Origin of the sequence: Spirilliplanes yamanashiensis, assembly GCF_016863475.1 — a bacterium.
In the GTDB taxonomy this organism is placed as follows: domain Bacteria; phylum Actinomycetota; class Actinomycetes; order Mycobacteriales; family Micromonosporaceae; genus Spirilliplanes; species Spirilliplanes yamanashiensis.
In genome coordinates, this window is sequence record NZ_BOOY01000007.1 from 59,881 (window position 1) to 83,475 (window position 23,595).

At 75.8% G+C, this 23,595-nt stretch carries 19 protein-coding genes and 1 pseudogene; 13 read left to right on the plus strand and 7 right to left on the minus strand.

From position 1 onward, the window contains the following. Positions 1-3: 3 nt before the first annotated feature. A complete protein-coding gene (locus Sya03_RS06535) occupies positions 4-1,005 on the minus strand; it encodes a glycosyltransferase family 4 protein (protein ID WP_203937276.1) in 1,002 nt (333 codons plus the stop codon). A gap of 56 nt (positions 1,006-1,061) precedes the next feature. On the opposite strand from Sya03_RS06535, the gene Sya03_RS06540 reads away from it, so the two are divergent. After that, positions 1,062-2,756 carry an alpha-glucosidase gene (locus Sya03_RS06540; protein WP_203937277.1) on the plus strand — a complete coding sequence of 565 codons (1,695 nt, stop codon included), beginning with the start codon at positions 1,062-1,064 and terminating at the stop codon, positions 2,754-2,756. On the opposite strand, the gene Sya03_RS06545 is transcribed toward Sya03_RS06540, so the two are convergent. After that, complete coding sequence (locus Sya03_RS06545; RefSeq protein ID WP_203937278.1) at positions 2,743-3,213, minus strand: response regulator; 471 nt, start codon at positions 3,211-3,213, stop codon at positions 2,743-2,745. The genes Sya03_RS06540 and Sya03_RS06545 overlap by 14 nt on opposite strands. Before the next feature lie 148 nt (positions 3,214-3,361). Between Sya03_RS06545 and Sya03_RS06550 the strand changes: the two genes are divergently transcribed. The 3 genes from Sya03_RS06550 to Sya03_RS06560 are packed head-to-tail and all read left to right on the plus strand — an operon-like array spanning position 3,362 to position 5,669. Then, on the plus strand, positions 3,362-3,700 hold the full coding sequence (locus tag Sya03_RS06550; protein WP_203937279.1) for a PRC-barrel domain containing protein: 339 nt from the start codon (positions 3,362-3,364) through the stop codon (positions 3,698-3,700). Between the two features lie 14 nt (positions 3,701-3,714). After that, positions 3,715-4,167 carry a GNAT family N-acetyltransferase gene (locus tag Sya03_RS06555; protein ID WP_203937280.1) on the plus strand — a complete coding sequence of 151 codons (453 nt, stop codon included), beginning with the start codon at positions 3,715-3,717 and terminating at the stop codon, positions 4,165-4,167. Between the two features lie 59 nt (positions 4,168-4,226). Then, positions 4,227-5,669, plus strand: a complete 1,443-nt coding sequence (locus Sya03_RS06560) for a glycoside hydrolase family 76 protein (protein ID WP_203937281.1) — start codon at positions 4,227-4,229, stop codon at positions 5,667-5,669. Here Sya03_RS06560 and Sya03_RS06565 read toward each other — a convergent pair. From Sya03_RS06565 to Sya03_RS30810, 4 genes and pseudogenes are all read right to left on the minus strand, one after another. Continuing rightward, complete coding sequence (locus Sya03_RS06565) at positions 5,666-7,228, minus strand: SMI1/KNR4 family protein (protein ID WP_203937282.1); 1,563 nt, start codon at positions 7,226-7,228, stop codon at positions 5,666-5,668. The two genes, Sya03_RS06560 and Sya03_RS06565, sit on opposite strands and share 4 nt — an antisense overlap. A 17-nt stretch (positions 7,229-7,245) precedes the next feature. Beyond that, positions 7,246-7,662, minus strand: a complete 417-nt coding sequence (locus Sya03_RS06570; RefSeq protein ID WP_203937283.1) for a hypothetical protein — start codon at positions 7,660-7,662, stop codon at positions 7,246-7,248. A gap of 10 nt (positions 7,663-7,672) precedes the next feature. Continuing rightward, positions 7,673-9,997 (minus strand): ATP-binding protein, encoded by a 2,325-nt coding sequence (locus Sya03_RS06575; RefSeq protein WP_203937284.1) that lies wholly within the window; start codon positions 9,995-9,997, stop codon positions 7,673-7,675. A gap of 211 nt (positions 9,998-10,208) precedes the next feature. Continuing rightward, positions 10,209-10,403 (minus strand): annotated as a pseudogene (locus Sya03_RS30810) (DUF5999 family protein); the annotation flags it as partial. Positions 10,404-10,658: 255 nt separating this feature from the next. Between Sya03_RS30810 and Sya03_RS06585 the strand changes: the two are divergent. Beyond that, the gene (locus Sya03_RS06585) at positions 10,659-11,219 is read left to right on the plus strand and encodes a sigma factor-like helix-turn-helix DNA-binding protein (RefSeq protein WP_203937285.1); all 561 of its coding nucleotides are present in this window, start codon (positions 10,659-10,661) and stop codon (positions 11,217-11,219) included. 48 nt (positions 11,220-11,267) lie between these two features. Here Sya03_RS06585 and Sya03_RS06590 read toward each other — a convergent pair whose 3' ends face one another. Beyond that, entirely contained in the window at positions 11,268-13,433 is a 2,166-nt protein-coding gene (locus Sya03_RS06590) for a peptidoglycan recognition protein family protein (RefSeq protein ID WP_203937286.1), read from the minus strand. Between the two features lie 474 nt (positions 13,434-13,907). On the opposite strand from Sya03_RS06590, the gene Sya03_RS06595 reads away from it, so the two are divergent. The 8 genes from Sya03_RS06595 (at position 13,908) to Sya03_RS06630 (ending at position 23,552) form a co-directional block, all read left to right on the plus strand. Beyond that, positions 13,908-14,414 (plus strand): pyruvoyl-dependent arginine decarboxylase, encoded by a 507-nt coding sequence (locus Sya03_RS06595; protein ID WP_203937287.1) that lies wholly within the window; start codon positions 13,908-13,910, stop codon positions 14,412-14,414. Then, positions 14,411-14,989 carry a GNAT family N-acetyltransferase gene (locus Sya03_RS06600; protein ID WP_203937288.1) on the plus strand — a complete coding sequence of 193 codons (579 nt, stop codon included), beginning with the start codon at positions 14,411-14,413 and terminating at the stop codon, positions 14,987-14,989. Before Sya03_RS06595 ends, Sya03_RS06600 begins: the two co-directional genes overlap by 4 nt. Then, positions 14,986-15,792, plus strand: a complete 807-nt coding sequence (locus Sya03_RS06605; RefSeq protein WP_203937289.1) for an N-acetyltransferase — start codon at positions 14,986-14,988, stop codon at positions 15,790-15,792. The genes Sya03_RS06600 and Sya03_RS06605 overlap by 4 nt, the downstream gene beginning before the upstream one ends. Positions 15,793-15,845: 53 nt before the next feature. After that, positions 15,846-18,152: a putative bifunctional diguanylate cyclase/phosphodiesterase gene (locus tag Sya03_RS06610; protein WP_203937290.1), complete on the plus strand. Its 2,307-nt coding sequence runs from the start codon at positions 15,846-15,848 to the stop codon at positions 18,150-18,152. 89 nt (positions 18,153-18,241) lie between these two features. After that, complete coding sequence (locus tag Sya03_RS06615; RefSeq protein ID WP_203937291.1) at positions 18,242-19,300, plus strand: class I SAM-dependent methyltransferase; 1,059 nt, start codon at positions 18,242-18,244, stop codon at positions 19,298-19,300. A gap of 47 nt (positions 19,301-19,347) precedes the next feature. Continuing rightward, positions 19,348-22,119: an AfsR/SARP family transcriptional regulator gene (locus tag Sya03_RS31475; RefSeq protein WP_203937292.1), complete on the plus strand. Its 2,772-nt coding sequence runs from the start codon at positions 19,348-19,350 to the stop codon at positions 22,117-22,119. A 31-nt stretch (positions 22,120-22,150) separates the two neighbouring features. Beyond that, the gene (locus Sya03_RS06625; protein WP_203937293.1) at positions 22,151-23,005 is read left to right on the plus strand and encodes a dioxygenase family protein; all 855 of its coding nucleotides are present in this window, start codon (positions 22,151-22,153) and stop codon (positions 23,003-23,005) included. Positions 23,006-23,039: 34 nt separating this feature from the next. Continuing rightward, entirely contained in the window at positions 23,040-23,552 is a 513-nt protein-coding gene (locus tag Sya03_RS06630) for a hypothetical protein (protein ID WP_203937294.1), read from the plus strand. Positions 23,553-23,595 lie beyond the last annotated feature (43 nt).

Consider the following 23,595-nt stretch of genomic DNA (forward strand, 5'->3'; position numbering starts at 1 on the left):
TCCTCAGCGGAGCAGATCGCCGTAGACCCGCAGGTAGTCGTCGACCATCCGGTCCGCGCCGAAGCGCTCGCGCGCCCGCGCGGAGCACGCCGCGCGGTCCAGCGCGCCGATGGACCGCACGGCCTCGGCCGCCGCGTCCACCCCGGTGACCAGGCGGCCGGTGACGCCCTCGTCGACCACCTCGCGCATCGAGCCCTTCGGGTACGCCACCACGGGCGTCCCGCAGATCATCGACTCGACCACGGACAGCCCGAACGGCTCGGCGAAGCCGATCGGGTGCAGCAGCGCCGCGTGCCGTCCCAGCACCTGCGCCCGCTTGTCCGGTCCCACCGAGCCCAGGTACACCACGGCGTCGCCGTCGATGTGCGGCTCCACCAGCTCGGTGAAGTAGCGCCGGTCCTGCACGATCCCGCAGAGCGTCAGCCGCCGGCCGGCCCGCCGCGCGATCTCGATCGCCTCGTGCGTGCCCTTGTCCGGGTGGATGCGCCCGAAGCAGACGAGGTCCTCGCCGGCGAACCGGGTGAACGGCAGCTGGTCCAGGTCCACGCCGTGGTGGACGGTGGCCAGGTACTCCAGCTCGGGCGCGCGGTCGGCGTCGGAGATGGACACGTACGCCGAGTTGGCCCGCTGGTACGCCGGCAGGATGTTGCGCCCGGAGAAGCCGTGGATGGTGGTGAGCATGGGCGCCGCGCAGTGCCGCGAGAACGCCAGCGGCAGCCAGTCCACGTTGTTGTGCACCAGGTCGAACTCGCCGCTGCGGCGCAGGGCGTGCGCGACGTGCAGCGCCTCGTACACGCGGCCGTCCAGGTCGGGGTCCTCCTCGTACCCGGCCGGCACGACCCCGTCGAGCCGGGCCGTGGTGACCGAGTCGAGCGTCGCGAACAGCGTCACGTCGACGCCGCGCGCGGTGAGCCCCTCGGCGAGCAGGCTGGTCACGAGCTCCCAGGGTCCGTAGTGCCGGGGCGGGGTGCGCCAGGCGACCGGGCCGAGAAGCGCGACCTTCATCGCGAAATCCTCGTCATTGGTTCATTATGAGACTTATGACACTTTCAGGGGCGGAAATGGCGGTCACGGGTCAGGACGCCCCCTGGTGGCGCGACGCGGTCGTCTACCAGATCTACCCGCGCAGCTTCGCCGACTCCGACGGCGACGGCGTCGGCGACCTGCGCGGCATCACCGCCCGCCTCGACCACCTCGCCGACCTGGGCGCCGACGTCCTCTGGCTGTCGCCGGTCTACCCGTCGCCGCAGGACGACAACGGCTACGACATCAGCGACTACCAGGACATCGACCCGGTCTTCGGCACCCTGGCCGACTTCGACGCCCTGCTCGCCGGCGTGCACTCCCGCGGCATGAAGCTCGTCATGGACCTCGTCGTCAACCACACCAGCGACGAGCACCCCTGGTTCGCCACCAGCCGGCTCGGGCCGGACTCACCCATGCGCGACTGGTACTGGTGGCGCCCCGGCCGGCCCGGCGGCGGCCCGCCCAACAACTGGGGCAGCGCCTTCGGCGGCTCCGCCTGGCAGTACGACGACATCAGCGGCGAGTACTACCTGCACCTGTTCTCCCGCAAGCAGCCCGAGCTCAACTGGGAGAACCCGAAGGTCCGCCAGGCCGTGCACGCCGTGATGCGCTGGTGGCTCGACCGGGGCGTCGACGGCTTCCGGATGGACGTCATCAACTACATCTCCAAGGACGTCACGCTGCCCGACGGCGTCACGTTCCCCGGGTCGGTGCACAACGGCGCCGAGCCGCACTTCGTCTCCGGCCCGCGGGTGCACGAGTTCCTCCAGGAGATGCACCGCGAGGTGTTCGCCGGCCGCGACGCGCAGCTGATCACCGTCGGCGAGACGCCCGGCGTCACCGTCGCCGACGCCCGGCTGTTCACCGACCCGGCCCGGCGCGAGGTCGACATGGTGTTCCAGTTCGAGCACATGGACCTCGACGCCGGCGCCGACCGCTGGCAGACGCGCCGGCTCGACCTGCGCGACCTCAAGCGCTGCCTGGGCAAGTGGCAGGACGGCCTCGCCGACGTCGGCTGGAACAGCCTCTACTGGAACAACCATGACCAGCCGCGGGTCGTCTCCCGGTTCGGCGACGACGGCCGGCACCGGGTCGCGTCGGCCACCGCGCTCGGCACGCTGCTGCACCTGCACCGCGGCACGCCGTACATCTACCAGGGCGAGGAACTGGGTATGACCAACGCCCCGTTCGCCGGCATCGAGGACTTCCGCGACATCTCCGCGCTGGGCAACTACGCCCACGCCGTCGAGGTCGAGGGCCGCCCCGCGGACGAGGTGCTGGCCGTGCTGCGGGCGCGCAGCCGCGACAACGCCCGCACCCCGATGCAGTGGGACGCCACGGCGCACGCCGGGTTCACCACCGGCACGCCGTGGATCGCGGTCAACCCCAACCACATCAGCATCAACGCCGCCGCCGCCCGGCACGACCCCGCGTCGGTGTACGGCTACTACCGGCGGCTGATCGCCACCCGGCGCGCCGAGCCCGCCCTGGTGCACGGCGACTTCACGATGCTGCTGCCCGACGACGAGCGGGTGTACGCCTACCTGCGCCGGTACGCGGGCACGGAGGTGCTGGTGGCGGTCAACGTCGGCGGCGCGCCGGCGCCGGCGCTCGTGGGCCCCGGCTGGGCGGGCGCCGAGGTGCTGCTGGCCAACACCGGCGCCCCCCGCTTCGACGGCGCGACGCTGCTGCTGGGCCCGTGGCAGGCGGTCGTGCTCAGGCGACCCTGAGCGCGGCGGCCGGCTCGGCGTCGGCCGCCCGCACGAACGGCGCGGCGGCGCGGGCCGCCAGCCGGGCGGCGCGGGCCGGGTCGATGCGGCCGGTGCGGCTCACCAGCGCGTCGAGCCGGACCACCAGCTCGTCGCGCGGGAACGGCTTGAGCAGGTAGTCGTCGGCGCCCGCCGCCAGCGCCTCGGCGATCCGCTCGTCGCGGGCCTCCGCGCTGACCAGCATGATCGGCAGGTCGGCGGTGCGCGGGTCGGCGCGCAGCTCGGCGCACAGGTCGATGCCGGACTCGCTGGGCATCCGCACGTCGAACAGCGCGGCGTCGATTCCGCCCGCGGCGAGCAGGTCCCGCGCCTCCCGGCCGTCGACGGCCTCCACGACGGTGTAGCCGCGCCGGTCGAGAGTCAGCCGGAGCAGCTCGCGGTGGTCGGCGTCGTCGTCGGTGATCAGAACGACGGGCATGGGGCTCCTCCAGACGGGTGCCGTGCGACGTGCTGGCAGGTCGTCCGTGACCCTTCGGGAGCAGGTTCGGCGTCTGCCGGGCCCGGCTGAGGGGATAGCGCGCGGGATTCGGCGGGTAACACCGGACACACCACCCAGGGAGGCAGCCATGCAACCGTTCGACGACCGTTCCGCGCTCGGCAGCGGCTACGACGCCGTGACCCCCGGCGCGGACCGCTCCGCCGGCCCGTCCGACGGCCCGGGCTTCTCCGCCGCCGAGTCCGACCGCGGCGAGCTCGACCTGTCCGGCTACGCCGCCGAGGCGTCCGACGGCGGCGTCGGCACCGTCGAGGGCGCCGCCCCCGGCGGCGGCTACCTGGTCGACACCGGCCCGTGGATCCTCGGCCGCACCGTGCGGGTGCCCGCCGACGCCGTCGGCCGCGTCGACCACACCGCGCGCGTCGTGCACATCGGCCTCACCCGCGACGAGGTGAAGGATCTCGGCTGAGCTACGGTGCCCGGGTGCGCATCGAGCGGGTGACCGAGCCCGCCGCGGTCGCGGCGGGCGCCGACCTCTACGACGACCTGCCCCGGCCGGACGCCGTCGCGCGCTTCCTCGCCGACCCGCACCACCACCTGCTGTACGCCTACGACGGCGACACCGACGGCGACACCGACGACACCGGCGGCGGCGCCCGCGTCGTCGGCATGATCTCCGGGGTCGAGACGACCCACCCGGACAAGGGCACGGAGATGTTCCTGTACGAGCTGTCGGTCGCCGAGGACGCCCGCCGCCGCGGCGTGGCCACCGCCCTGGTCGGCGCCCTGGCCGCGCTGGCCCGCGAGCGCGGCTGCTACGGCATGTGGGTGGGCACCGAACCGGACAACGTCGCGGCGCTGGCCACCTACCGGCGTGCGGGCGGGCAGGACGAGGCGCCCTTTGTCGCCCTCACCTGGGATCTTTCCGGTCCATAGACCGTCGGCAATGTATGGTGATGCTCCCCACACCGGTTGCCGACGGTCAGGAGTGCCCCATGTCGACGTTCTGGCGCAGGCGAACCGCGACCGGTCTCGGCGCCCTCCTGCTGGCCACCGCCGGGCTGCTCAGCCCCGCGCGGCCCGCCACCGCGGCCGCCGACGTCTGCAACCTGCACTGCGACGGGCGCGCGCCCGCCGCCACGAGCCGGGTCCCGGTGACCGCCGCCCTGTACGGCCGCACGTTCCGGCTGCACATCAGCGACGCCGACACCATGGGCTGGGGCTCCGTCGACGGCGGCCAGGCCGGCGACGAGGTGTGGGTCGACCGCTCCTTCGACGGCGGCCGCAGCTGGTCCACCGGCAGCGCCCTCGGCCGCACCGCCGTCCCCGCCGGCGCCACCGGCACGCGCACCACCATGGCCAACGTCGACGACTGGGTCGCCCGCGGCGTCGGCGTCCTGCGCGCCTGCGGCAAGGCCGGCGACCGGCCCGAGATCGCCTGCACCGCGTGGGCCCGCAGCACCTGGAACGCCGGCGACCGGCGCACCGCCGCCGCCACCGCGCTCATGATGCGCTTCGACCAGGGCAACGCCATGTTCGACAGCAACGGCTGGTGGACCGGCGCCAACGCGGTCACCGCGCTCATCGACAACATGCGCGTCACCGGCATGCGCAGCTACGAGTACGCCGTCACCGCCACCTACGACCGGCTCATCAACGAGCGGCAGGGCCAGTTCCGCAACGAGTACAGCGACGACACCGGCTGGTGGGCGCTGGCCTGGATCGCCGCGTACGACCTCACCGGCAACGCCCGCTACCTGAACACCGCGCGCGCCGGCGCCGACCACATGCACACCTTCTGGGACAGCCGGTGCGGCGGCGGCGTCTACTGGCGCACCGACCGCGCCGCCAAGGACGCCATCTCCAACAGCCTCTACATCCAGGTGAACGCCGCCCTCGCCCAGCGCCTGGCCGGCGACACCACCTACCGCGCCCGCGCCCAGGCCGGCTGGACCTGGTTCCAGGGCACCGGCATGATCACCGCCGACAACACGGTCATCAACCACATCGACCTGACCACCTGCCGGGGCGTCAGCGGCCCGCTGACCTACACCCAGGGCGTGCTCGTCAACGGCCTGGTGCAGCTCAACCGCCTGACCGGCGACGCCGGCGCCCTTGCCGCCGCCCGCCGCATCGCCGACGCCGCCACCGTCAACACCCACCTGCACCGCGACGGCATCGTGCGCGAGCCCGGCGAGACCGACTCCTGCTCCGGCGACGCGCCGTCGTGGAAGGGCGCGTACGTGCGCGGCATCGGCGTGCTGAACCAGGCCACCGGCGGCGCCTACACGGCCTACCTGAAGCGCCAGGTCGACACGATGTACGCGGCGAACCGCAACTCCTTCGACGCCTACGGCCCGCACTGGGCCGGGCCGTTCGTCGGCACCAGCCACCTCTGCCAGCAGAGCGCCCTCGACCTGCTGAACGCCGCCGGCTAGTCCAGGCTCCACCCGAGGCGGCCGTCCACGACCTCCGGGACGGCCCCGCGCACCTCGTCGCCCGTCTCGAGGGAGTGCGCCATCTCCTCCAGGAGCCCGGCCACCGAGGTCGGCCACCCGTCGAAGGAGGGGCCGCCGTTCTCCCACACGTAGTCGCCGATGTAGCCCTGGGTGCTCTGGTCGGCGAAGGCGAAGCCGAAGCCGGGGTCGGAGGCGATCGGCACGAAGCGGCGGTCGAGCATCATGTCGGGGTAGAACTCGGCCTCGGACCCGCACACGTCCTCCCACTCGCCGACGATCTCGTCGAGGGACAGCAGCGTGTACAGCGGCGGCACGGTCAGTCCCTGCCGGTTCGGGGCCGACCCGTCGTGCCGGCGCAGGGAGGCGACCAGGTCGGGCGGGAAGTCGACCGACATCCGCCGCTGGGCGTCCGCGATCGCCGACGCCGAGGCGGGCCGGCGCAGCTCCTCGCGGGTGCGGGGCGCGTGCCGGGCCAGCCACCGCTCGATGCGCGCCCAGGCCGCGTTCACCCGGGCGGTGGTGCGGGCGTCCGGTTCGGCGGGCGTCACGCCCGGCTCGTTGCGGGGGCAGACCTGCTCCGGCGTCACCGGCGCCAGGCTGGGCGCCGGCGGCTCCGGGTTGTCGTAGGCGCCCGGGGGCTGCGCCCAGGCGTCGCGGTGGTCGAGTTCGGTGTCCCAGCCGGTGATGAACCGCTGCTGCTCGCGGGCCACCGTGTGGGCGCGGACGAACGGCACCGTCCACAGCACCGCTGCCAGGACCACGAACAGTGACACCAGCGCGATCGCGAAGCGCCGCCCGGTGAGCAGCGGCCGGGCCGGGGCCGGCGCGTCGGCGGGGGGCGGGGCGGGGCGGGGCTGCGGCGGGCGGGAGCCGTCGGCGTGCAGGGCCGGGTCGAGCCAGCCGGCCGCGCCGGCGCGGATGAGGTCGGGTTCGGAGACGGCGCGGCGGGGGATGCGGCCCGCCACGTCGACCGGCAGCGGGTCGTCGCCGACCGCCAGCACGGTGGCGGGCACCTCGCGGCGGGTCAGGGCGTCCAGGACCAGGGCGGCGTGGCCGGCGGCGCCGGGGCTCGACCCGCTGACCACCACGACGGGGGCGCGCAGCGCCTTCGCCACGTCGACCAGGGTCCAGCCGTCGGCGCCCAGCGGCACGAGCAGGCCGTCCGGGGCGCCCACCAGCACCAGGCCGTGGGCGCGTTCCAGGGCCCGGACGATCGTGACGACGCCGTCGACGTGCGGCGGGTGGTGGCCGCCGGTGCGCACGTCGACCCGGGTGGCGAGGCCGCGCAGGCGGCCCAGCACGTCGCCGGCGGCGGTGGGCGGGCCGAGCACGCCGCGGCCGGGGCCGAAGACGCCCTGCCCTGGGGTGAACACGCCGCGCCGCGGGCCGAGCACGCCGTGGCCGGGGCCGCCGCGCACCAGGCGCAGCACCGCCACGGGAACCGCGGACGCAGCGGCCAGGGCCGCCAGCCCGGTCGCCCAGTCCGTCTGCGTCGAGGTGGTCACGACCACCCACGGCCCCCCGCCCGGCCAGGTCATGCCTCAACCCTAGGAGATCAGGTGAGCCGGGTCAGGCGTACCTCCATCCACGGCTCCCAGACGCCGTCCGGGGTGCGGCGTTCCCAGCCCGCCGTGGCGGCCGCGCCGTCCGGCGATACGACCAGGGTGGCGCGGGTGGTGTCGTCGGCGAAGCCGAACACTCCGTCCTCGCCGGCGGTCACCCGCATCTCGGCGACCGTGCCGTCGCCGTCGTACGACACCGCCGCGAACGTGCCCGACGCGTCGTCCCACGAGCCGATCAGCTCGACGGCGTCGACCTGCCGCCCGCCGATCGTCACGTCGACGGTGTGCACGACGAAGCCGGTGCCGACCCATTCGTACGTGTCGGTGCCGGCGATCTCGGCGCCCGGGTCGAGCAGCCGGCCCTCGGTGCGCCAGCGGCCGATGATCGGCGCCAGGGCGGTCAGCTCCACGCGTACCCCCTCAGGTGTTGTCCGCCATCCAGGCCGCGACCTGGGCGCGGGAGGTGAGGCCCAGCTTGCTCAGGATGTTCTCCACGTGGCCCTCGGCGGTGCGCTGCGCGACGACCAGCCGGGCGGCGATGTCCTTGTTGCTGAGGCCCTGGGCGAGCAGCTCGGCGACCTCGCGCTCGCGCCGGGTCAGCGGGTCGGCGGGGGAGCGCTGGGCGGGCGCGCCGGACGCGGGCTCGGCGGTGCGCTCCAGCGCCAGGTCGATCGCCTCGTCCGGGGTGAGCTGGGTGCCGCGCCGCACCGCCGCCTCGAACGCGGCCGGCCCCATCCGGGACCGCAGCTGCTCGACGCTCTGCCGGTGGTACTCCTGGATGCTGCGGAACACGGCCAGCGAGGTGCGCATGGCCCGCCACATGCGCTCGGAGGCCCCCAGCAGCTGGGCGGCCCGCCGGTCGCGGCCCTCGGCGGTGGCGATCCAGGCCATCGCCTCCAGCGTCATGCCGACGCTGAACTGCTCGTCCTCGACCTGCTCGCGCACGGCCAGGCTCTGCCGGGCGCTGGCGGTGGCGGCGCGCAGGTCGCCGGCGCGCCACTGGAGCACGCTCAGCGCCCACTGCGCGAACGAGCGCCACCAGATCTCGCCCGCCGCCTCCGCCGAGGCGATCGCGGCGCGCAGCTCGGGGTACCCGTCGGCCGGGTCGCCGGCCAGGCCGCGGCTGAGGCCCAGCACGACCAGCGACCACATCTCGCCACTGCGGGCGCCCGCCTCCTGGAAGCCCTCGATGGCCTCGCCGAACAGCGCCAGCGCGGCCGGGTGCTCGCCGGCGAACAGCCGGATGTTGCCGCGGATCAGCGGGATGTACGAGTTGCCGACGGACGGCGGCAGCGTCTCGGCCAGCGCCTGCGCCTCGTCCAGCAGCGCCTCGCCCCGGGCGGGCTCGCCGAGCATCGTGTTGATCCACGCGCTGACCCGCAGCGCCTTGACGCGGGTCCAGTGATCCGTGGAGCCCATCGCCAGGGCGCGTTCGAGCCAGTGCCGGCCCTCGGTGAGGTGGCCGCGCACGTACCAGTGGCTCTCCAGGTCGGCGGCGAAACGCTGCGCCGTCTCGGGCGGCCCCTCGGTGACGGCGAACTCCAGCGCCACCCGCAGGTTCGCCTGCTCCTGCTGGAACCGGCGCAGCACCTCGGCCTGGTCGTACACCCAGCGGGCGTCGCCGCGGGCGGCCAGGTGGGCGTAGAACTGGCAGTGCCGGCGGCGCAACGCCGCCTGCTCGCCGGCCGCCCGCAGCCGGTCCGCGCCGTAGTCGCGGATGACCTCCAGCAGCCGGAACCGCACGTGCGGGCCGTCCTCGGTGCGGATCAGCACGGACTTGTCGACCAGCGACGCCACCAGGTCGAGGATCGTCTCGCGGGTCAGCTCGCCGCCGCTGCAGACGTCCTCGGCGGCGTCCAGCTCCAGCCCGCCGGAGAACACCGACAGCCGCGACCACAGGGTGCGCTCGGCGTCCGAGCACAGGTCCCAGCTCCAGTCGATGAGCGCGCGCAGGGTCTGCTGGCGCGGTGGCGCGCTGCGCGGGCCGGTGGTGAGCAGGTGGTACCGGTCGGTCAGCCGGGCCAGGATCTGCTCCAGCGACAGCACCCGCAGCCGCGACGCCGCCAGCTCGATCGCCAGCGGCATGCCCTCCAGCGCCCGGCACAGCTCGGCCAGGGCGGGCGTGTTGGCCTCGGTGACCGTGAAGCCGGGCAGCACGGCGGCGGCCCGGTCGACGAACAGGCCGGCCGACTCGTACCGGGTGATGGTCTGCGGGGTGACCACGGCGTCGGGCTCGGGCACGGGCAGCGGCTGCACCGTCAGCAGGGCCTCGCCGGCGATCTGCAGCGGCTGCCGCGTGGTGGTGAGGATCCGCAGGTCGGGGCAGCTGCGCAGGAGCGACTCGGCGAGCCGGCCGACGGCGGGCACGAGCTGCTCGCAGTTGTCGAGCACGAGCAGCGCCTGCCGGTCGGCGAAGAAGCGGGTCAGGGCGCCGCTGCCGGCCCGGGCGGACTCCTCGGGCAGGCCGAGGGCCTCGGCGACGGTGACCTCGAGCAGCGCCGGGTCGGTGAGCTCGGCCAGCTCGGCCAGCCACACGCCGTCGGTGTACGCCCGCCGCAGCTCGGCGCTCACCCGGTACGCCAGCCGGGTCTTGCCGACGCCGCCCGGCCCGGTGAGGGTGACCAGCCGGGCCGTCGACAGCAGGCGGCGCACCCCGCCCACCTCGTGCCGGCGGCCGACGAAGCTCGTGACCTCGGCCGGCAGGTTGCCGGCGGGGCCACGGGCGGCGGTCGTGGCGGGGCTCATGACAGAGACGTTAGTGCGTGTGCGCTCTCCGCGTCCGCACGCGCGGCGCGTCGACCCGCGCCGATGTGCCCGGACGGCCACCCGGGGCACGGCCCCGGGGTCACCCCGGTATCGGCTACCCGGCCACGGCGAGCCGGCGCACGATGCCGGGGGAGTCGTCGCCGCCGAACCGGGCGACGAGCGCGGCGACGTCGAGCCGCACCCGGCGCGGCGCGGGCCGGCCGGGGGTGCGCGGCGGCCGCGGGGCGACGACCCGGCCGTCCGGCAGCAGCTCACCGGTGTCGTCGAAGATCACCACGCCGTTGCAGAGCAGGCTCCAGCCCTGGGCCGGGTGAGCGGCCACCACCTTGGCGGCGTCCCGGTCCGGTGCGTACGCCGGCGGGCAGACCGGCTCGTGATCGCACATGACGGTGTCCTTTCGTCGCCGCCGAGCGTGCGGCCGCGGCGCGGGGCGTCGCCAGGGGAGAACTACCCGGACGGGTACCCGGACGCCGGGAAAGCTACTGACGGGTAGCAAGACGGGTAGTTTCCCCGTGCCCGTGCGGGGCGCCGCCGCCGACCATGGGAACCAGCCCCCCTTGGTGGGCGTGCCCGGCGGACCCCCACCGGCCGGGCACGCCCCCTTCCCCCGACGGAGGGGCTCGCGACGGAAGGGACAGCCATGCGGCGTGACCGGCGCCGGCAGGGCGGGCGGCACGCCACCCGGCGGACGCCCGGCGGCCGGTCGGTACCCCAGCAGCGCGGCCCGGCGAACGCCGGACCGGCATTCGGACCCGCGGACCCCGAGACCGAGTTCGACACCCTCTACGGACAGCACCACGAGGCGGTGCTCGCCCACGTGCTCCGGCTGACCGCCGGCGACGAGGCGGCGGCGCGCGAGATCGTCAAGGAGACGTTCCACCGCGCGTGGCTCGACCCGCAGCGCCGCCGGCGCCGGGCCGGCGCCGTGCGGCCGTGGCTGCTGCTGCTCGCCCGGTCGATCTTCGCCGAGCGGCGCGGCGGCGGCGAGACCCCCGCGCCGGCGGCGGCCACCACCATCCGGGCGGCGATGGCCAGCCTGTCCGCCCCGCACCGGGCGGTCCTGGTCGACCTGTTCTACGGCGGGCTGTCGGTCGAGGAGGTCGCCGACCGGCTGGAGGTCGACCCGGCGACCGTGAAGGCCCGCCTGTTCTACGCGATGCGCGCGCTGCGGATGGTGCTGCAGCAGCAGGACCGGACGTGACGCGGCCGCCGCGACGGGAGCCCCCGCCGCGGCCGCCGGTGCGTCCCGTCAGCTGATCCGGGCGAACCCGTCGGCGATCACCAGCGGCCGGCCCGGCGTCTGCAGCACCGTCATCGCCACGGTGTGCTGCCCCGGCGAGGACCAGTAGCGGGTCCACGCCAGCTGCCGGTGCGCGGTGCGCGCCGACCGCAGGTCCACGATCACCGGCGCGCCGCCGTCGACGGAGATCGCCACCCGCCCGGCGGCCGTGCCGCGCGTCGCGATCAGGCCGATCGACCGGCCGGTGAACGTCCAGCGCAGCTGCGCCCCCGGCGAGCGCGACGCCAGCGCCGTGCCGTTGAGGTAGACCCCGTTCGTCCACGTCGCCCAGCCGGCGGTGCGGGTCGAGGCGGTCTGCGGCAGCAGGGTCACCGTGCGGCTGCTGGAGCGCGCCGTCGCGTTGCCCAGCCGGTCGGCGGCCGTCACCGTCCACGTGCGGGGCGCGCCGGTCGCCGCCCAGATGGGCAGCTTGCTCCCGCCGGGGCTCAGCGCCCTGGCGAACGGGCTGGTCAGCCGCGACGCCCGCACGCCCGCCGGGTCGGTGGTGCGCCAGCCCATCGTCGCCGGGACCGCGCCCGGGGTGACGGTGCCGGCGCGCAGCGCCAGGTCGGGCGCCGCGATCGCCGGGGCGGACCGGTCGCCGACGACGGTCATCGCGGCGGTGGTGGCGGTGCGCCCGGCCAGGTGCACGGCCTGCACCTGCACGGTGTGCCGGCCGGGGGTCACGCTCAGCGCCGCGGCGCGGGCGCCCGGGCCGGCGTAGCCGGCGAGCCGGCCGTCCACGTAGAGCGCGAAGTGCCGCAGCAGCCCGGTCGGGGTCGACACCCGCCACGTCGCGGTCATCGTCCCGGCGGTGTGCCAGGCGCCGCCCGCGGCGACCGAGCCGCCCGGGGCGCCCAGCCGCAGCCCGGCCGGCGCGGCGGCGGCCAGCACCCGGATCGAGCCCAGCTGGCTGTACAGGGCGTTGCCCGGGCACTCGGTGCCGACGGCGTTGCGGTGGCCCGAGACGCGGTTCATGGTGACCCGGGTGCCGGCCTTGAACTTGCCGTTGGACCGGGCGGTGAGCACGACCCGGCCGAGCGGGTCGACGCCGGTGCCGCTGAGCTTCCACGCGGTGATCCGGGCGATGGCGACCTTCACCGCGTTGGTGACGCCGACGCCGCCGTGGTTGCCCATCACCGCGATGCCGGCGGTGTCGCTGTTGAAGCCGAACGTGTGCGCGCCCAGCACCGGCAGCCCGACGCCGCCCGCGCGGCCCTCGTACAGGGTCCCGCACCGGTCGACGAGGAAGTTGTAGCCGATGTCGTTCCAGCCCCGGCTCTTGACGTGGTACGCCTGGATGCCGCGCAGCAGCCGCGGCGAGTCGGCGCACGAGTAGCTGTTGGTGCCGGCGGTGTGGTGCACGAACATGGCCTGCGGCAGCCCGGTGTACTCGGGCGCGTGCGGCATGAGCTTCTCGTTGGCGCCCCACTGGCTGCGCCGCACGATCGGCACGGCCGGCTTGGCGGGCGGGGTGGGGGCGGCGGCGCGCCCGGCCGGCGCCGCGGCCCGGGCGGAGGCGCCGCCCGCGGGCCGGGTCGTCCCGGGGTCCACCAGCTCCAGCCGCAGCCCGGCGGGCAGCGCGGCGGTGGCGCCGGTGACGCGGGCCTCGACGGCGTCGGAGTCGCCGACCCACAGCGGGTCGGTGCTGCCCCGGGAGCGGCGCGCCTCGGCGCCGGACTCGGGGCCGATCTCGCCCTCGGCCTCCAGGCTGCGCCACGGCGACCAGGCGCCGCCGACGGCCCGGGTGCGGACCTGCGCGGTGCCGGTGAGGCTCGCCTTCGGGTCGGTCCAGGTGACGCCGACCAGGCTGAACGGGGCGACGGCGCCCGCCGGCACGGCGGCGGCCGCCGCGGCGCGGGCGGCGGCGCCGGGGGTCGCGCCGGCCGGTCCGGCGACGCCGCCGGTCAGCGGGATCGTGCGCACGGTGGCGGGCTCGGTGAGGATCTGCTCGGGCAGGCCCGGCGCGTCGGTCGCCGCGTCGCCGGGCGGCGCGGCGGCGGGCGGCGCGGTGGCGGGTGTCTGCGCCGGGACCGGGGCGGGCCCGGGTTCGGCGTGGGCTTCGGCAGGGGTGCCGGCCGTCGTCACCGCGAGGAGCGCGATGCCGGCGGCGAGGGGTCGCGATGCCAGCTTCATGACAGGCACCGTGCCAGAGGATGGCGGTGTTTTTGGTGCGTTTCGGGCAAAGGGATGCTGCTGTTGGTCTTGGGATGTGACGGCTGTGACGGGTGGGAAGCAAAGTCCGGATCAATCCGTTGACCTAGGGGTACGTCGCTCGGTCGGGCCACCATAAATCAGCCAAAAGGTGGTCGTACCCGCGCAGTTCCACACGGCATGATGGATGGCGTCGGGGAACACCGAGTTCCCCGATGAGCGAGCTGAGATCCGGCAGGCATATTGGTCGCCCGTGGCCTGCCGGGGAGCGAGAGGCGAATCCACGCGCTCTTTGTCCGAGGTCCCCAGCCGGGGGACGCGGAGTGGGGCGCGCACCCCCCATCCAGGCCCTGCTCGGCCACCAGCCGAGCCGGAGCTCCGCGACCCCGGTCGGACCGAGGCGATCCACGCCCGTCGGCGCCCCCACGCCGGCGAACGCTGAATCGGAGCTCCCAGATGCCCACCTCGGCCGTCCGCGACCAGATCCCGGTGCTCACCGCCACCGGCACCGGCGCGACCACCCTCGCCGCCTTCCACGACGCACTCGTCCAGCTCGACCTGGGCCACTACAACCTGGTCCGGCTCTCCTCCGTCGTCCCGCCGGCCACCAGCGTCGACGCGACCGGCAAGGCCCCCGCGCCGGCCGGCGCCTGGGGCGACCGCCTCTACTGCGTGTACGCCGAGCAGCGCGCCACCGAGATCGGTGAGCAGGCCTGGACCGGCATCGGCTGGGTGCAGCGCCTCGACGGCCTCGGCGGCCTCTTCGTCGAGCACGAGGGCACCAGCGAGCAGTACGTCGCCAACGCGATCCAGGCCAGCCTGCGCGACCTGGTCAAGGGCCAGGAGGACGCGTTCAGCGCGGGCGAGATGGTGCTCAACGGCGCCGTCTGCACCGGCGAGCCGATCTGCTCCATGGTCCTCGCCCCCTACGAGACCGCGGCGTGGAACGGGGTGGCCCGATGAACATCACCATCGTGGACGTCATGGACGCCGAGCTCGTCGAGCTGTTCTACAAGATCTACTCGGGCGCGTTCGACCCGGTGGCGCCGCTGGCCGCCGCCCGCCACGTGCTCACCTACGCCGAGTTCGCCGAGGAGATGGCGGACGAGCGCATCGAGAAGCACATCGTCTGGAACGAGGTCGGCGAGCCGATCGCCCTGGCCACGTACACCCGCGAGCTGGACTCGATCACCTGGGTCAGCCCGGCGTTCTACGCCCGGCGCTTCCCGGAGCACTTCCGCCGCAACGCCATCGTCTACATGGGCTACTCGCTGGTGCACCCCGCGCACCAGGGCAAGGGCGTCATGAGCGTGCTGCTGGAGGACACCATCGCCACCGTGCGCGCCGTCGACGGCGTCGGCGTCTTCGACGTCTGCCAGTACAACGACGAGCGGCACATCGGCTACCTGCACAAGATGATCGAGGAGCGCGGCATGGGCTCGATCATGAAGATCGACGTGCAGACCTTCTACGCCTGCACGTTCAACGACACCGCCTCCTACGTCAACCGCGAGACCGCCGCGGCGGTGCCGGCGTGACCGCCGTGCCGGTGCTGCGCGCGACCTCGCACGCGTGGCAGCCCGCCGTCGGGTACGGCCTGCGCACCGTCACCCTCGCCCAGCGCCCCGACCTGCTGCCGCGCGCCCTCGAGGTGCTCGGCTCCCGCTGGCCGGCGTTCATGCTGGCCGGCCGCCCCGGCCACGGCGTCGACCTGGTGCAGCTGCTGGGCGCCGTCCCGCAGCACCAGGTGGCCCTGCTCGACGAGCGCGACGACCTGCTCGGCGTCGGGCTGAGCGTGCCGCTGCGCTGGGACCGGACCGTCGACGGCCTGCCCGCCGGCTGGGACGGGGCCGTCACCGCCGCCGCCGAGCTGCTCGACTCCGGCGCCGCCGGCAACGCCGTGTCCGCGCTGTCCATCACGATGGCCGCCGGCGCCACCGGCCGGGGCCTCGCCGCCGGCATGGTCCAGGCGCTCAAGGCCGCCGCCGCGGCCGCCGGCTCCGACGCCCTCATCGCGCCGGTCCGCCCGGTGCTCAAGGCGCAGTACCCGCTCACCCCGATGGCGCAGTACCTGTCCTGGCGCACCGACGACGACCGGATGTTCGACCCGTGGGTGCGCCTGCACGCCCGGCTCGGCGCGCTCCAGGTCGGGGTGGCGTACCCGTCCATGACGATCACCGGCACCGTCGCCGAGTGGCAGGACTGGACCGAGCTGTCCCTGCCGGCGAGCGGCGAGTACGTGATCCCCGGCGGCCTGGTGCCGCTGGTGGTCGACAAGCGCGCCGACTCGGCCGTCTACCGGGAGCCGAACGTGTGGATGGTGCACCGCACCGAGCGGTGACGCGGTCCGGCCGGGGCTCTCAGGGCGCCCGGCCGGTTGCCGAACGGGAGTAGGTGACAGGAGCCCCAGCGACCCCGCGTCCCCCTCGGGGCCGCGGGGCCGACCCCGCCCGGCTGTTCTGGCTCGCCGCCGGCCTCGGCTGCCTCGGGATCGCCCTGCTGCTGGTCGTGCCGCCGGCCGCCGCCGTGCCGCTGTTCCTGCTGCTGATGATCGGGTGCGGGGCCGGCCTGTGGACCGGCGTGCGCCGGCACGCGACCGGGGCGGCCGCCCGGCCGTGGCGGCTGCTGTCCGTGGCGATCCTGCTGTTCCTCGGCGGGCTGCTGCTGCGCGCCGTCGTGCCGGGCGCCGCGGAGACGCCCGTCCGGCCCGTCGCCATGATCCCGGACGCCCTGGTGCTGCCCGGCTACCTGCTCATCGGGCACGTCCTGCTCGACCTGCTGCGCCGCCGCCGCCCTCGTTCGGACGAGCCGGCCCGGCTCGACGCGGTGCTCATCGGCCTCGGCGTCGGCCTGCTGGTCTGGTCGTCGCTCATCGCGCCGATGCTGTCCACCAGCACCTCGACGCTGCCCAACCTGGTCAACGCCCTGTTCCCGATCGTCGACGTGGTGCTGCTGACCGTGGGCGCGCACCTGCTGCTCAGCGGCGCCGGCCGCACCCCCGCCGTCTGGCTGCTCACCGGCGCCGTCGCCGCCATGTTCTGCGGCGACCTGATGTTCGCCGTCCGCGAGGACGGCCGCCTGGCCGGGCTGACCGACCTGCACCTGGACGCGCTGTTCGTGCTGGCCTTCCTCTGCGTCGCGCTGGCCGCCCTGCACCCGTCGGCGGCCACGCTGGCCGACCCGCAGCCGGAGCGGCTCGGCGGGCTCAGCGTCACCCGCACCGCCACGCTCGCCGCCGTGCTGGTCACGCCGGCGCTGCTCACCACCCTGTCGCCGCCGACCACCGTGTGGAACGCGGTGGTGCGCACCGCGCTGTCGGTCGCGCTGACCGCCGCCGTCGTGTTCCGCATCGTCCGGTCGAACAACTCCCGCGCCCGCGCCGAGGCCACCGCCCGGCACCAGGCCACCCACGACGCCCTCACCGACCTGCCGAACCGGGAGCTGCTCGCCGCCACCGTCCGCGAGTGGGGCGCCCGCGCCAACGCCGACGGCCAGGAGATCAGCCTGCTGTTCCTCGACATCGACCGGTTCAAGCTGGTCAACGACCACTGGGGGCACCGGGTCGGCGACGAGCTGCTGTGCGCCGTCGCGGGCCGGCTCGCGAGCCTGGTCCGCGACGAGGACCTGGTGTGCCGGGTCGGCGGCGACGAGTTCGTCATCGCCATGGCCACCACCGCCCACCGCGAGCTCGCCGAGTCGCTCGCCGGGCGGCTGGTGCGCGACTTCGAACGGCCGTTCCGGCTGTCCGTCGGCGACGTCGTCGTGACCCCGTCGATCGGCGTGGCCCGCGCGGCCGCCGACGCCGGCGAGGCGCTGGAGCTGATCCGCGACGCCGACACCGCCATGTACGAGGCCAAGGACTCCGGCCGCAACCGCTACGCGCTGTTCGACAGCTCCCTGCGGGAGAAGGTGCAGGCCCGGATGGGCCTGGAGCAGGCGCTGCGCGGCGCCGCCGAGCGCGGCGAGCTGTCCGTGCACTACCAGCCCATCGTCGACGCGGCGACCGACGAGCTGACCGGCTTCGAGGCGCTGATGCGCTGGCAGCACCCCGAGCTGGGCACCGTGTCGCCGCTGCGCTTCATCCCCGTCGCCGAGGACACCGGGCTCATCGTCGCGCACGGCGCCTGGCTGCTGGAGGAGGCCGCCGCCCAGCTGGTGCGCTGGCGCGCCGCCCGGCCCGGCCTGCACGTCTCGGTGAACCTCGCCGTCCGGCAGCTGCGCGAGCCCGGCCTGGCCGACACCGTCCGCGACGTGCTCGCCCGCACCGGCCTGCCCGCCGAGGCGCTCTGGCTGGAGATCACCGAGTCCGGCTTCATGGAGGACCTGGACGCCTGCCTGCGCACCCTCGGCGAGCTGCGCGCCCTCGGCGTCACCCTGTGCATCGACGACTTCGGCACCGGCTACTCGTCGCTGAGCTACCTGGGCCGGCTGCCCGTGGGCGTCGTCAAGGTGGACCGCGCCTTCATCCGCGACGTCGGCGCCGGCGGCCCCGGCGAGCCGATCGTGCGCGCCGTCGTGGCCATGTCGCACGCGCTCGGCCACCAGGTGGTCGCCGAGGGCGTCGAGACCGAGGTGCAGCGGGACTGGCTGCGCGCGCTCGGCTGCGACCTCATCCAGGGCTACCTGTACGGCCCGCCCCGCCCCGCCGAGGTCGCCGAGCGGGACTGGATCGCCGCCGTGCGGCCCGGCGCCGCCGGCTAGGGGGCGCCGGGGTCGCGGCTGCACGCGGGCGGCACGCCGGCTGCACGTGCCGGCGCGCAGCGTGGTTCCCACACCCACGAGGAGGAACCATGACCGACCCCCGCGCAGCCCTCGCCGACCGCCTCTTCGACGGCCTTCTCGGCGCGATGGAGCTGCAGACCGTCCACCTGGGCCTGCAGCTCGGCCTGTACGCCGCGCTGCGCGCCGCGCCCCTGACGGCCGCCGAGCTGGCCAAGGCCGCGGGCGCCGACGAGCGGTACGCGCGCGAGTGGCTGGAGCAGCAGGCCACCGCCGGCCTGCTCGGCGTCGACGACGCGGCCGCCGCGCCCGACGCGCGCCGCTACGCGCTCGACGCCGGCACGGCCGAGGTGCTGCTGGACGAGGCGAGCCCGTTCTACTTCGGCACCCCGGCCGGGCTCGCGCACGGGCTCGCGAGCACGCTGGACGGCGTCCAGGAGGCGTTCCGCAGCGGCGGCGGCGTCCCGTACGCCGACTTCGGCCCGCACATCCGGCACGGCATCGCCGGGTTCAACCGGCCGATGTTCGCCCACCAGCTCGCCACCGAGTGGTTCCCGGCGGTGCCGGGCCTGGTGGAGAAGCTGACCGGCGCGGCCGTGCTCGACCTCGGCTGCGGGCTGGGGCACTCGTCGGTGGCGATGGCGCTGGCGTACCCGTCGGTGACCGTGCGCGGCGTCGACCTGGACGAGGCGTCGGTGGCGGGCGCGCGGCGCACCGCGGCCGCGGCCGGCGTGGCCGACCGGGTGTCGTTCACCCGCGGCGACGCCGCCGAGGTGACCGGCTCCTACGACGTCGTCACGATCTTCGAGGCGCTGCACGACATGAGCGACCCGGTCGGCACGCTGCGCGCGGCCCGGGCGGCGCTGGCCCCGGGCGGCATGGTGGTGGTGGCCGACGACAAGGCGCTGGAGCGGTTCACCCCGGGCGCCGAGCCGGTGGAGCGGCTGATCCTGGCGTTCAGCGTCCTGCACTGCCTGCCGGCCACCCGGGCGGAGAACGGCCCGACGGCGCACGGCACCGCGCTGCGCCCGGACACGCTGCGCGCGTGGGCCGCCGCGGCCGGGTTCACCGAGGCGGACGTGCTGGACGTGCCGAACGACTTCTTCCGCTTCTACCGGCTGGCGCACTGAACGGTCCACACTGTGCTGCAACGGGAGGCGAGCCGGGGGAGGACAGGGTGCGGGTCGGACTGCTCGGGCCGCTGGACGTGCGCACGGAGCGCGGCGCGGTCGAGCTGACGAGCGCGCGGCAGCGCGCCGTCGTGGCCGTGCTCGCGATGGCGGGCGGCGCCCCGGTGCCCGTCGACCGGCTGGTCGACGCGCTCTGGGGCGACGACCCGCCGCCGGCCGCGCTGAACAGCCTGCAGTCGCACGTCGCGCGGGTCCGGCGCGCCCTGGGCGGGCCGGACACCGTGCTGCACGAGCCGGCCGGCTACCGCCTCGCGGTCGGCCCCGACGACGTGGACGCGGTGCGCTTCGAGCGGCTGCTGCGCGCGGGGCGGCTGGACGAGGCGCTCGCGCTGTGGCGGGGCACGCCCGTGTTCGCCGACTCGTTCGCCCGGGGGTGGGCGGTGCGGCTGGCCGGCCTGCGGCGCACCGCCCGGGAGGACCGCGCCGCCGCGCTGCTCGCCGCCGGGCGCCCCGGCGACGCCCTGGCCGACCTGCGCGAGCTGGTCGCGGAGGAGCCCGCGGCGGAGCGGCCGACCGGGCTGCTGCTGCGCGCCCTGGCGGCGTGCGGGCGGCCCGCGGAGGCGATCGACGTGTACGCGGCGTACCGCACGGCCATGACCGACGAGCTGGGCCTGGACCCGGCGCCGTCGGTGGCGGAGCTGCACCGGTCGCTGCTGCGCGGCGACCTCGGGCCGGCCGCCGCGCCACCGGACCCGGCGCCCGCGGCGTCCGCGGTCGCGCCCGCGGTGGCGGCCGGGGTGCCCGTGCGCGGGTCGTCCTTCGTGGGCCGCCGCGACGAGCGCGCCGAGCTGGCCCGGCTGCTGGCCCAGCCCGGCCTGGTGTCGGTGACCGGGCCCGGCGGGGTGGGCAAGACCCGGCTGGTCGCCGAGACCGTCGCCGGCCTCGACCGCGCCGTCTCCTGGGTGGACGTGGCGGACGTGCGCGGCCGCGACGACCTGCTGCACGCCGTGGCCGTCCGGCTCGGCGCCCGTCCCGGGCCCGGCGACGACCTACTCGCCGCGGTCGGCACGGCCGCCGCCCGCGCCGGCACCGTGCTGGTGCTCGACAACTGCGAGCACGTCGTCGACCCGGCCGCCGAGCTGGTCGAGCACGTGCGCGCGGCCGCGCCCGCCGCGGTCGTCGCCGTCACGAGCCAGGAGCGGCTGCGCGCCGACGGCGAGCGGGTGCTGACCCTGGAGCCGCTGCCCGCCCCGGCGGCCGCCCGGCTGTTCCGCGACCGGGCGGGGCTCGGCCCGGCCGACCCGCAGCCGGTCGACGACATCGTGGCGCGGCTGGACGCCCTGCCGCTGGCCATCGAGCTGGCCGCCGTGCAGGCCGGGCCGCTGGGCCTGGACGGGCTGCGCGACCGCCTCGACGACCGGCTCGAACTGCTCAGCCGGGGCCGGCGCACCAGCGAACCCCGGCACCGCACGCTGCGCGCGCTGGTCGACTGGTCGTACGGGCTGCTCGACGACGCCGAGCGGCGCGCGCTGCGGCGGCTGTCGGTGTTCGCGGCCGGGTTCACCCTCGACCTGGCCGAGCGGGTGATCGCGGACGACGAGCTGCCCCGTGCCCGGGTCGCGCCGCTGGTGGCCTGCCTGGTCGACCGGTCGCTGGTGGCGCGGCACGCGCCGGGCCGGTTCCGGCTGCTGGAGACCGTCAAGGCGTACGCGGCGGAGCGGCTGCGCGAGGCGGGGGAGGACCTGGCCGGCCGGCACGCGGCGGCCGTCGTCGCCGTCGCCGAGGAGCTGGACGCCACCCTGGCGGGCCCGGACGAGGCGACCGCGGTGCGGGCCCTGACCGCGCTGCTGCCCGAGCTGCGGCTGGCCCGCCGCGCCGCCGGCCCGGAGCTGCGGGTGCGGCTGGCCGCCGCCATGGCCTGGTACGGCTACCACGGCCAGCGCTACGAGGTGCTGGGCTGGGCGGTCGGCGTGCCGGAGGTGCCGCACCCGCGGCTGCCGGTGGCGCTCGCGGCGGCCGGCACCCACGCGTGGGGCCGCGGTGACCAGGCCGAGGCGCGCGCCCTCGGCGAGCGGGCGCTGGCCCTGGGCGGCGACGTGTCGTGGGCGCACAACGTGCTCGGCGACGCCGCCCTGGTCGAGGGCGACGCGGACGCCGCGCTGCCGCACTACGAGGCGGTGGCCGAGCTGGGCCGCGCCCGGGGGCTGCCGGCGTTCGAGGCGTTCGGGCTGTGCGGGGCGGCGATGGTGCGGGCGTGGTCCGCCGACGTCGCCGGGGGCGTGCGGCTGGCCGAGGAGGCGGTGCGGGTGGCCGCGGCGTCCGGCAACCCGACCGCGAACGCGCTGGCCGCGTACGCCCTCGGCGAGGCGCTGGGCGACCACGAACCCGCCCGCGCGGTGGAGCTGCTGCGCCAGGCGGCGGCGACGGCCCGCACCGTCGACTGCCGGCTGTTCGAGGGGGCGGCGGGCACGGCGGAGATGGCGATCCGCAGCCGGCACGGCGACCCGGCGCCGGTGCTGGCGGGCTTCCGCGACGTGCTCGCGCACTGGCGGCGCACCGGCAACGACACCCTGCACGCGACCGCCCTGCGCAACCTGCTGGTGCTGCTCGCCCGCATCGGCGCCGACGAGCCCGCGGCGCTGGTCGACGGCGCGCTCGGCGAGGACCCCCGGCTGTTCCGGGCGGAGGCCGAGCGCCTGGCCCGGGCGCGGGCGGCGGTGGCCGAGCGGCTCGGCCCCGAGCGGCTGGCGGAGCTGCGGGCGCGGGGGGCGGCCCTGAGCCCGGGTGATCTGCTCGACACCGTCCTCACAATTATTTGAAGAGTCAAGTAACTCGACGTACCGTGAGGTCATGCACCCCTTCGACGCCTTCCTGCCCGCCGCGCTCGCCGCCAGCGGGACCCAGCCGCGGTGGGCCGACGGCGACGCCGCCCTGCCGTCGCTCTACCTCAGCCACGGCGCCCCGCCGCTGTTCGAGGACGCCGGCTGGATGGACCAGCTGTTCGCCTGGGCGCAGCGCATGCCCAAGCCGAAGGCCGTCCTCATCGTCTCCGCGCACTGGGAGTCCGCGCCGCTGAGCCTGTCCGCGCCCGCCGCGGGCACCCCGCTGGTGTACGACTTCGGCGGCTTCGACCCCCGGTACTACCGCATGCAGTACCGCACCCCCGACGCGTCCTGGCTGGCCCGCCGCGTCGCCGCCGCCATGCCCGCCACCGAACCCGTGCACACCCACGCCACCCGCGGCCTCGACCACGGCGCCTGGGTGCCGCTCAAGGTCATGTACCCGCACGGCGACGTGCCCGTCCTGCAGCTGTCGATGCCCACCCACGACCCCGACCGGCTGCTCGCCCTGGGCGCGCGGCTGCGCGACCTGCGGGCCGAGGGCGTCCTCGTCGTCGGCTCCGGCTTCATGACCCACGGCCTGCCGTACCTGCGCCGCGCCGACTTCCTCGGCACCGCCCCCGCCCCCGGCTGGTCCCGCGACTTCGACGCCTGGGCCGCCGAGGCCCTCGCCGCCGGCGACGTCGCCGCCCTCGCCGACTACGCGCGCACCGCGCCCGGCCTGCCGTACGCCCACCCCACCGTCGAGCACTTCACCCCGCTGTTCGTCACCCTCGGCGCCGCGACCGCCCCGGAGACCCCCGCGGCCACCACGATCGAGGGATTCTGGATGGGGCTGTCCCGGCGCTCCTTCCAGGTCGCGTGAGCGCGGCCTGCCGGGACGTCGCTACGGTGGGCTGGTGAATTCCGTCCCCTGGTGGGCCCTCCCCCTGGTCGCCGGCGTGTTCGCGCTGGCCGGCGCCCTGGTCGCCCAGCTCGTCACCGCCCGGCACGTGTCCGCGGCCCGCGCCGTGGAACGCCGCCGCCTCTGGTACGACGAGCGCCGCGATGCGTACGTCGGCCTGCTGTCGGCGTACGAACGCATCATCGCCCGCCTGCGCCGCGACTACGCCGACGGCGTGGTGAAACCCGACCCCCTGCGCTACCAGGACGAGATCGGCCCGACCCTGATGAGCGCCCGGCTGCTGGCGGGCAACGAGGTCCGCAACGCCGCCCTGGCCGTCCACAAGCTCGTCGGCGACCTGCACGACGACCGCCCGGCGGGCGACTTCGTCGAGGTGCTCAACCACGTGCCCCTGGTCCTGCACGACCTGGAACGTGCGGTCCGCGCGGAACTGGACATCCAGCCCGAACCGCCCGCCCTGCCGGACGCCCCACCCCCGTGGCGCGACCGCCTGCGCCTGCGCCACTGACACCGGCGGCGTGACCGACCGGCTAAGCCGGCCGGTCACGCGC

Excerpts from the sequence above, each read along its gene's own strand:
- Sya03_RS06615 (WP_203937291.1), top strand. The coding sequence starts at position 18,242 with ATGACCGACCCCCGCGCAGCCCTCGCCGACCGCCTCTTCGACGGCCTT.
- Sya03_RS06545 (WP_203937278.1), bottom strand. The coding sequence starts at position 3,213 with ATGCCCGTCGTTCTGATCACCGACGACGACGCCGACCACCGCGAGCTG.
- Sya03_RS06560 (WP_203937281.1), top strand. The coding sequence starts at position 4,227 with ATGTCGACGTTCTGGCGCAGGCGAACCGCGACCGGTCTCGGCGCCCTC.
- Sya03_RS06600 (WP_203937288.1), top strand. The coding sequence starts at position 14,411 with ATGAACATCACCATCGTGGACGTCATGGACGCCGAGCTCGTCGAGCTG.
- Sya03_RS06565 (WP_203937282.1), bottom strand. The coding sequence starts at position 7,228 with ATGACCTGGCCGGGCGGGGGGCCGTGGGTGGTCGTGACCACCTCGACG.
- Sya03_RS06585 (WP_203937285.1), top strand. The coding sequence starts at position 10,659 with ATGCGGCGTGACCGGCGCCGGCAGGGCGGGCGGCACGCCACCCGGCGG.
- Sya03_RS06590 (WP_203937286.1), bottom strand. The coding sequence starts at position 13,433 with ATGAAGCTGGCATCGCGACCCCTCGCCGCCGGCATCGCGCTCCTCGCG.
- Sya03_RS06535 (WP_203937276.1), bottom strand. The coding sequence starts at position 1,005 with ATGAAGGTCGCGCTTCTCGGCCCGGTCGCCTGGCGCACCCCGCCCCGG.
- Sya03_RS06575 (WP_203937284.1), bottom strand. The coding sequence starts at position 9,997 with ATGAGCCCCGCCACGACCGCCGCCCGTGGCCCCGCCGGCAACCTGCCG.
- Sya03_RS06540 (WP_203937277.1), top strand. The coding sequence starts at position 1,062 with ATGGCGGTCACGGGTCAGGACGCCCCCTGGTGGCGCGACGCGGTCGTC.
- Sya03_RS06625 (WP_203937293.1), top strand. The coding sequence starts at position 22,151 with ATGCACCCCTTCGACGCCTTCCTGCCCGCCGCGCTCGCCGCCAGCGGG.
- Sya03_RS06550 (WP_203937279.1), top strand. The coding sequence starts at position 3,362 with ATGCAACCGTTCGACGACCGTTCCGCGCTCGGCAGCGGCTACGACGCC.
- Sya03_RS06595 (WP_203937287.1), top strand. The coding sequence starts at position 13,908 with ATGCCCACCTCGGCCGTCCGCGACCAGATCCCGGTGCTCACCGCCACC.